Below are 6,000 nucleotides of genomic sequence, written 5' to 3'. Positions count from 1 at the left end.
GGACGATCGATGGCACGGCAGTATCAAGCGCTTCGAGTTTATTGAAAGCCGCTTATGCGTCAACAGCAACAGTGGGAACGCATGCGATCGTAGCCTCAGTCTCGGATGGTACCAATACGGCTGTAACGCAGACCTGGACACTTGTCGTAACACAGACGGTGAATTCAGCGCCTGTCATATCGAGTTACTCGCCGACGCTTTCAGAGATGACAGTAGATTTGACCGTAGGCGGTTCCGCGAGTTTCTCTGTAGTTGCGACCGACGCGGATAATGACACATTGTCTTACACGTGGACATTCGACGGCAGTGCGCTTTCCGCTTCCAGCTCTGCCTTGACCTCGAGCGCGTATCTCGCCGCGGCGGGGATAGGGGACCATATTGTTAAGGTTTCCGTTTCGGACGGTACCAATACGGCTGTAACACAGACCTGGACTATACACGTGATCAAGACAAACCAGGCCCCGGTCATAGCTTCGTACAGCCCGTCTTCGTTATCGGTCAATGTAGATCTTGCGACCGAAACTTTGCCCGACTTCTCAATTACGGTTACCGATCGCGAGAATGATACTCTCGCGTATTCATGGACGATCGATGGCACGGCAGTGTCAAGCGCTTCGAGTTTATTGAAAGCCGCTTATGCGTCAACAGCAACGGTGGGAACGCATGCGATCGTAGCCTCAGTCTCGGACGGTACCAATACGGCTGTAACACAGACCTGGGCGCTTGTCGTAACGGATAGTACCGTAGTAACCAATAATCCGCCGGTGATAGCTTCATATGTGCCGGCGACTACCGCGGTAAGTGCGACAGTCTCTGCCGGTACGGTGAATTTCAGCGTAGCGGCTACCGACGCCGATGGTGATAACCTTACTTATAAATGGACGGTGGATGGATCGGCCACTTCCAACACAACCAGTAATTATGTATTTACCGTTTTGAGCGCTGGTACGCATGTTGTAACCGCATCGGTTACCGACAATAAAATAGCTTCGACGGAAGAGCCTGTTACGACCTGGAACATTACTATTGCCGAAGATCCGGTTAATAACAGTCCGGAAATAACCGCGCATACTCCAGGCGGATCCAGTTTTAGCATGACATCCGGGAATAGCCAGGTATTTTCAGTTACGGCAACGGATTTAGATAGCGCCGATACGCTGACATATGCCTGGACTGTAGACGGCGTAACTGTAGGCACTAATTCAAATTCCTACACTTATGCGCCGTCCACGGAAGGGGCATATGCCATTAAGGTTACAGTTACAGATGGTAAAATCGCCACACCGGTATATCAAGCATGGGCCGTTACGGTAGGCGCGCGTGATGTATTGAACGACGTTTCCGCGCATGCATTCAAATATTTCTGGAACGAAGCTGACACAACTACGGGTCTGGTGCGTGACAGGCTATTAGCAACATCGAGCACTCCATCCGATGATATGTATTACGATCGCTCCAGCGTAGCCGCTACGGGTTTCGGATTGGCCGCGCTTGCGGTTGCCGCCGAAAATTACAGCACTGCCGCGGATTCGGAGTGGACAGTTACGCCGGAAGCTATCGCGGACAGGGTAGAGGCAACGCTCGACACATTACTATTGATGCAGGCGAGCCAAAGCGCATCCGGTGATGCTACGTGGGGCAAGGACGGATTCTTATATCATTTTGTTAATATGTCGACCGGTACACGTTTTTCGGTCGAGAGCGAGGTTTCTACCATCGATACGGCTCTCGCGGTTGCCGGCGCGTTAACCGCCGGAGAATATTTTAAAACCATAAGGCCGGCTATATTGACAAAGGCCAATCAGCTATACGCTAATGTGAATTGGAAAGCCTTCCTCGATACTACGGCTGGAACTAACTATAACAGATTGTACAAGGCGTGGTTACCCGATGGTACGGGATTCGGCAGTTGCGGGCACTGGGATTACACTGATGAATCCCTATTGCTTTATCTACTGGCTATAGGTTCGCCTGCTACGTCGCATGCTATCGATCCTGACTGTTATTACTCTCCGACAAAAGACATGGGGAACTACAACGCATCCGGTAAGCCGATCGTCATGTCGTGGTTCGGTTCTCTGTTTACATATCAGTTCGCTCAGTCCTTCTTTGATTTTCGCGGGATGCATGATGCGCGAGGCGTTAACTGGTGGCAGAATTCTATAGATGCTACGATCGCGAACAGGCAATTTTGTTTAGATAACAGCGCTGGTTACAACTACGGCGAATATGTTTGGGGCTTGAGCTCTGAATACGGTTCAGGCGCGACCTATCTCGGCGATATCGGCGCCAAACCGCTTGCCAATGCGTCTGGGGTATCGCATTGCGGTTTTGTCAATCCTCTTGCGGTTGCCGCTTCTATAGGTATGCTACCGGACGAGGTTACCGCAACGCTCAAGTCTATGACTGAGGATACGGATCTGTGGCTCGAGGACAGTTATGGTTTTGTCGATTCATTCAAAGACGGAAGCACGAAATTGTATTCAGATTATTTTGTCGGAATAGACTTAGGCGCGGCGGTCTTGATGCTTTCCAATTATAACGATTCGTCCCTGGTATGGAATAAATTTATGGGGGCTACGACGCGTTATGGCGATATGCGCGATTTGCTTACTACTCTTGGATTTAAATCCGACACTGATACTGCGCGCTATGTCGATGTGGACGATATAACCGCGAAAAGCCAGTTTATGTATGGTTATGTCGATAGCTCTAATCCTACCGCCCAGATAAAAGTTAATCTATCGGAAGTTACGAGCGATAAGGATTACCTCTTGGCGATTCATACCTTTATGAATAATTACGCAGGTGATCATAGTGTGGTTGCCGCCCTGACCATAAACGGCACCGCTTATGGTAGCAGGACTTTTACGCATGTTACGGATGTCGATGATTCCATCGCGTACATAGAAGTGCCGGGCTCGCTGTTGAATGTCGGCGAGAATACCATTGCTTTTACCTGGGTGAGCGGAGCCAGTTGGCTGGCCTGCAAGAATATCGAATTTACATCGCCTGTTACAACAAATGAATGGACCGTCGTGCGAAGCGAATATGCAAGTGAATACAGGGTAGATGATACGTATTATGCAACTCATGCAGATAGTTCGAAATATGGCACGGAAGCATATAAGACTTTCGCGCAGGCGCTCAATATATCTACCAAGCCGTATACCGACATACTGTTCTATGCCGACGATCTTACACATAACAGGACGCTCTTGCTGTCGCAGATGTATGCGGATGGCACGGTATATGTCGATGTTTTAGTGAACGATCAGACCGTTGCTTCAAACGTTGCTTTCGGCGATAGTCAGCAGGTCACGATACCGGCCGGGGTAATGAATAACGGCTGGAACCGGATTACCTTAAAGATAGTCTCCGGCGGCGGTGAATGGATAGTGTGGAATACGATATCGTGCGCGACGGGTGGGCTGGCCAGCACTGCGGTGCCAAAGGATCTCGTGGCCGCGTCTTACGGTACGGATAAGACAAACCTGCGCTGGTCAGCGGTGAACGGCACAAATGTCAGATATAATATTTATCGCGGGACATCAACCGGCGGATCCTATACAAAAATAAATAGCTCGGCTCTTACATCTCCGGCGTATCAGGATAGCGGGCTTACGGGTAGCATGACTTACTACTATGTAGTTACGGCTTTTGAAGAGACTAATCCAACGGCCGAAACTGCCTATTCCACCGAGGCTTCTAAAGCCACCGGCGCTTATGATCTCGATTACGGTGACGGCACAGATCCAAATGCTTTTGGCGGTACTTCCGGAAGCCAGTTTACATATCTAAGTATGATTAAGCATAATTGGTTGACGGGCTATGTAAGGAAGCTGGTATTGCCTGCCGGCGATACGGCTACGATAGGTCTTAATGGCGCTGACGTAAGTCAGGCGGGCGTACTGTCGCTCTGGATAAACAGCGTATCCGGCGGAGAAAAGATAAAGATAGGCCTGTCGAGTTCATCGTCCAGCGTTTCCTCGGTAGCGGTTACCGCGGCCGCGGGTTGGCAGAATGTGAAGATAAAGCTTTCCGAGTTTAGCGGCCTTTCGAGTAACAGCCTTTCCACGTTGTATGTTATTTCCGACTCGACATCCGCGGCCACATTATATCTGGATGATATACAGTTCATAAAGAGCACTACAAGCTCGGCTACTCTCGAAGTCAGCGTTAAAAACGTCAGCGATAATTCTCGTTCGAGCGGAATAAGTTTTACCACATCATCCAGCAATGACTATGCGCCGGCAAACCAGTATCTTGAAGTAACATGCGCCTCAGATAGCGCTAAAAATTGGAAAGTATGGATATATACGAATAATACGAACGGCAATTCTACGGCAATGAACGGTTATTACAATGGCCTTATGCGTTCGGACGGCAAGGCGAGGCTCCCGCTTCTATGGCGCGTCTATCCGGCCGTGCAACCGAGCGGGGTTGTCTGCGCAACGAGTTCCGATGTGTACAGCGGTAGCGCCCTGACATGGAATTATTTACTGGATAAGAACGATACGAACTGGGCGAGTTCCAATACAACCGGCGCGGAATACTCGGTCGTGTGTTACGGTAAATACAATGAATGGGCCTGGTTATCGCAGGTTCCGCCGGGGTCCGGTAACAGAGGTACCGTCAACGACAAGATGTATATCTATTTAGGCAGTATTTTAGCCGGAGCGAGTGCCGGGGATTACTCGGCGGCTATATATCTCGATATAACGCATGAATAATAAACGCGGGGTATCTTAAGGTGAAAAGCATGCGCAATAAAAATATCATAATGGCTATTTGCGGGATGGTTATATTATCCGCGCCGGGGATTGTTTGTGCGGCCAAGGTTGATGAGGTCGCGAGTGTAACCGGTTCAGCCACTATCAGCCTCAATCCTCAGGCTATGCTCGATGATTTCGAGCGCGCCGCGGCTGTGAATACCTGGAACTGTCGTACAGGCACTTATACTTCTGCCAGCACCGCAAGCTGTTTAGAGTCCTACGTAAACGATTCCAATGCTTATTCAGGATATTCTCTTAAACTGGCTTACAATGTAAGCGCGTCGGATACTTATGCCGGTTACTATTCCAAACTCGGATCGCAAAGCATAAGCGCTTACACGACGATATCCTTCTGGGTTAAGGGCGCCTCCGGCGGCGAATTCTTTAAGGTTGAATTAAAAAATACGGGCACGAATGCCGATACGAACACCGCGTCGGTGTACATTACCGATTATCTGGATGGCGGGGTTACGACCGAATGGCAATATGTCACCATTCCGTTGTACAATTTTACCAATATAAGCGATTGGACCTCAGGCCTCGAATTTTGCATAACCTTCGAGAATTCTCAGAGTGTCGCTAATGGTAGCGCTACGGCAGGAGTCGTTTATATCGATAATATTACCTTTGGTAACGCCGCTGTAAATAATGTGCGGATCGGAAAATTCGGAAGCCGGCTTGGCAGATGCTCCCTGGGCGGGAATATAGGCGATATGCCCAATGCATATGCTACAGTTCCGTGGGCGAGACATGCTGTTACCAATGAGCAATATAATAGCTCGCCATACTCGATGCTATCGGAATACGACGTGACCAGCGGCGATCAGTGGGCCGGGCAGTATATGATATTCGGCGGCGGCGCTACGGGCTGGGTCGCGGTTCCGCATAATTTCAGCGCGTTTAATTTTATCTCTTTTTACGTAAAGGCCAGATCTCCTGCCGAGAACCCGCTTATCATGAAGATAGAGTTATCCGACAGCGCCAGCAGTAAATATTACATATTGGGCGGCATTACGACATCCTGGCAGTTCGTGAAAATACCGCTTACAAGCATTACCAGTGATGGTAGCGCTAAAGGCACCGTTTTGGATGAGACTACGATAAAACAGCTCAGTTTTGTTTTTGAAAAGTGGCGTATATATTACGCGTGGAATATGTCCGCCTCAGCCGCGTACGCAGGAGCGGTTTATATCGACGACATCCAGCTTACAAAAACATAAAAGAT

The 6,000-nt window shown here is 49.4% G+C and carries 2 protein-coding genes; both read left to right on the top strand.

All coding sequences use genetic code 11. The annotated features are described in order from the left end of the window. Nucleotides 1-4,733 (top strand): glucoamylase family protein (locus PHS46_01200; GenBank protein ID MDD3905131.1); only part of this gene is annotated, 4,733 nt, incomplete at its 5' end. A 29-nt stretch (nt 4,734-4,762) separates the two neighbouring features. Further along, nucleotides 4,763-5,995, top strand: coding sequence for a carbohydrate binding domain-containing protein (locus PHS46_01195; GenBank protein MDD3905130.1), 1,233 nt, complete (start codon nt 4,763-4,765; stop codon nt 5,993-5,995). Nucleotides 5,996-6,000 lie beyond the last annotated feature (5 nt).

It is taken from the genome of Candidatus Omnitrophota bacterium (assembly GCA_028699255.1).
Taxonomy (GTDB): domain Bacteria; phylum Omnitrophota; class Gorgyraeia; order 2-01-FULL-45-10; family 2-01-FULL-45-10; genus FEN-1322.
The sequence above is the reverse complement of the archived record's forward strand: the minus strand, read 5'-3'. Positions and strand labels throughout refer to the sequence as shown.

Bases quoted from the DNA above. Each gene is read 5' to 3' on its own strand.
- PHS46_01195 (MDD3905130.1), top strand. From the start codon at position 4,763: ATGCGCAATAAAAATATCATAATGGCTATTTGCGGGATGGTTATATTA.